Below are 2816 nucleotides of genomic sequence, written 5' to 3'. Positions count from 1 at the left end.
TGCAGGCCCTGGCGCAGCTGCTTGGATTTCAGCGGGTCCTTCAGACGAACGCGGCGGAACAGTTCCGGGGCGAAGTGCGGGATACCGGTGAAGCCCAGCGCTTCGCCTTCGGTGAAGGTGTCGCCGATCTGGATGGTGCCGTGGTTGTGCAGGCCGATGATGTCGCCAGCATAGGCCTCGACCAGCATTTCACGCTCGCTGGAGAAGAAGGTCAGGGCGTCGCCGATGCGCACGTCCTTGCCCAGGCGCACGTGGCGCATTTTCATGCCCTGGCTGTATTTGCCCGAGCAGATGCGCATAAAGGCGATACGGTCGCGGTGCTTGGGGTCCATGTTCGCCTGGATCTTGAACACGAAGCCGCTGAATTTCTCTTCCACCGGTTCCACGGTGCGCTCGTTGGCCACGCGCGCCAGCGGCTTGGGTGCCCAGTCGACTACCGCGTCGAGTACATGGTCGACGCCGAAGTTGCCCAGCGCGGTGCCAAAGAACACCGGGGTCAGTTGGCCGTCGAGGAACTCCTGCTGGTCGAATTCGTGGCAGGCGCCCTGCACCAGTTCCAGTTGCTCGACAAAGCGCTCGTACTCGTCGCCCAGATGGGCGCGGGCTTCGTCGGAATCGAGGTGCTGAATGATCTTGGTTTCGGTGCGCTCATGGCCGTGGCCCGGGGTGTAGACGATGATGTAATCGTCAGCCAGGTGGTACACGCCCTTGAAGTCGCGGTAGCAGCCAATTGGCCAGGTGATCGGCGCGGCCTTGATTTTCAGCACCGCTTCGATTTCGTCGAGCAGTTCGATCGGGTCGCGGATATCGCGGTCGAGCTTGTTGATAAAGCTGACAATCGGCGTGTCGCGCAGGCGGCACACATCCATCAGGGCGATGGTGCGTGGCTCAACGCCCTTACCGCCGTCGAGCACCATTAGCGCGCTGTCCACCGCCGTCAGGGTGCGGTAGGTGTCTTCCGAGAAGTCTTCGTGGCCGGGGGTGTCGAGCAGGTTGATCATATGCTCGCGGTAGGGGAACTGCATCACCGAGGTGGTGATGGAGATGCCGCGCTGCTTTTCCATTTCCATCCAGTCGGACGTCGCGTGACGGTCGGATTTACGCGACTTCACCGTGCCGGCCACGGCAATCGCCTTGCCCATCAGCAGCAGCTTCTCGGTAATGGTGGTCTTACCGGCGTCGGGGTGAGAGATGATCGCGAATGTACGGCGTTTGCCGACTTCGGTGGCCTGGATGGTCATTGTGCGGGAACCCGTCGACTGAATAGTCGGTCTGTCAAAAAAGGCGGCGATTATAACGGTAAACGTCGCTCAGCGCGGTGACCTGTAGTCAGAGGACAAAACCAGGGTTTTGCCGCGCTTTGTGCAGCATTCCTGACGTTTTGTTTTGAATATAAAACGATCAATCAATAAGGCGACAAAGGGGGTCAAAAGCACGGCATTTTTTGATTGATCTCAGCCCCCCATGGCCCTAAAGTTCGCGCCCGAACGTCCATGCTGGCAACGATCCATCCGGCTCAAGTACTGACGACGAGAGACCCTTGGGGTACTCGGCGACATGCCTTGGGAAGTAGGCGAACCAAAGTGGGGAAACTGATCAGACGTTCGGCTCGCGTGGTTTAACCGCCGAGCATCCCTAAATGGTGGGCAAGTGACTGCTGTGCAGCTCTTGCCTGACTGAAAGCGTTTTAACTGGTTCCGCCAACTGGAGTCCCAAGCATGTCGATCAAGGTCGAAGACTACTACGCACCCGCTACTTTTCAGCGCATGAAGGCGTTCGCCGACACCCAGGAAACCCCGTTCGTGGTGATCGATACCGCGATCATCAGCCAGGCCTACGATGACCTGCGCGCCGGTTTCGACTTCGCCAAGATCTACTACGCGGTCAAGGCCAACCCGGCGGTCGAGATCATCGACCTGCTCAAGGAAAAAGGCTCCAGCTTCGATATCGCCTCGATCTACGAGCTGGACAAAGTGATGGATCGCGGCGTCAGTGCCGACCGTATCAGCTACGGCAACACCATCAAGAAATCCAAGGACATCCGCTACTTCTACGAGAAGGGCGTACGTCTGTTCTCCACTGATTCCGAAGCCGACCTGCGCAATATCGCCAAGGCCGCGCCGGGTTCGAAAGTCTATGTGCGCATCCTTACCGAAGGCTCGACCACTGCCGATTGGCCGTTGTCGCGCAAGTTCGGCTGCCAGACCGACATGGCCATGGACCTGCTGATCCTCGCCCGTGACCTGGGCCTGGTGCCCTACGGCATCTCCTTCCACGTCGGCTCGCAGCAGCGCGATATCTCCGTGTGGGACGCGGCGATTGCCAAAGTGAAGGTGATTTTCGAACGCCTGAAAGAAGAAGACGGCATCGTCCTCAAGCTGATCAACATGGGCGGCGGCTTCCCGGCCAACTACATCACCCGTACCAACAGCCTGGAAACCTACGCCGAGGAAATCATTCGCTTCCTCAAGGAAGACTTCGGCGATGACCTGCCGGAAATCATCCTGGAGCCGGGCCGCTCGCTGATCGCCAACGCCGGCATCCTGGTCAGTGAAGTGGTGCTGGTCGCGCGTAAGTCGCGTACCGCCGTCGAGCGTTGGGTTTACGTGGACGTGGGCAAGTTCAGCGGCCTGATCGAAACCATGGACGAGTCGATCAAGTTCCCGATCTGGACCGAGAAGAAAGGCGAAGTGGAAGAAGTGGTGATCGCCGGCCCAACCTGCGACAGCGCCGACATCATGTACGAGAACTACAAGTACGGCCTGCCGCTCAACCTGGCGAGTGGCGACCGCCTGTACTGGCTGTCCACCGGCGCC

2 protein-coding genes are annotated in these 2816 nt (G+C 59.3%); one reads left to right on the top strand and one right to left on the bottom strand.

All coding sequences use genetic code 11. The features are described 5' to 3' along the window. Nucleotides 1–1241: peptide chain release factor 3 (locus Q8O69_RS18995; RefSeq protein WP_305593738.1), on the bottom strand; the 1241-nt coding region annotated here is incomplete at its 3' end. A gap of 477 nt (nucleotides 1242–1718) precedes the next feature. On the opposite strand from Q8O69_RS18995, the gene Q8O69_RS18990 reads away from it, so the two are divergent. Continuing rightward, a partial coding sequence (locus Q8O69_RS18990) for a type III PLP-dependent enzyme (RefSeq protein WP_305593737.1) occupies nucleotides 1719–2816 on the top strand: 1098 nt, incomplete at its 3' end.

The sequence above is a fragment of the Pseudomonas sp. genome (assembly GCF_030690725.1).
GTDB lineage: Bacteria > Pseudomonadota > Gammaproteobacteria > Pseudomonadales > Pseudomonadaceae > Aquipseudomonas.
The sequence above is the reverse complement of the archived record's forward strand: the minus strand, read 5'-3'. Positions and strand labels throughout refer to the sequence as shown.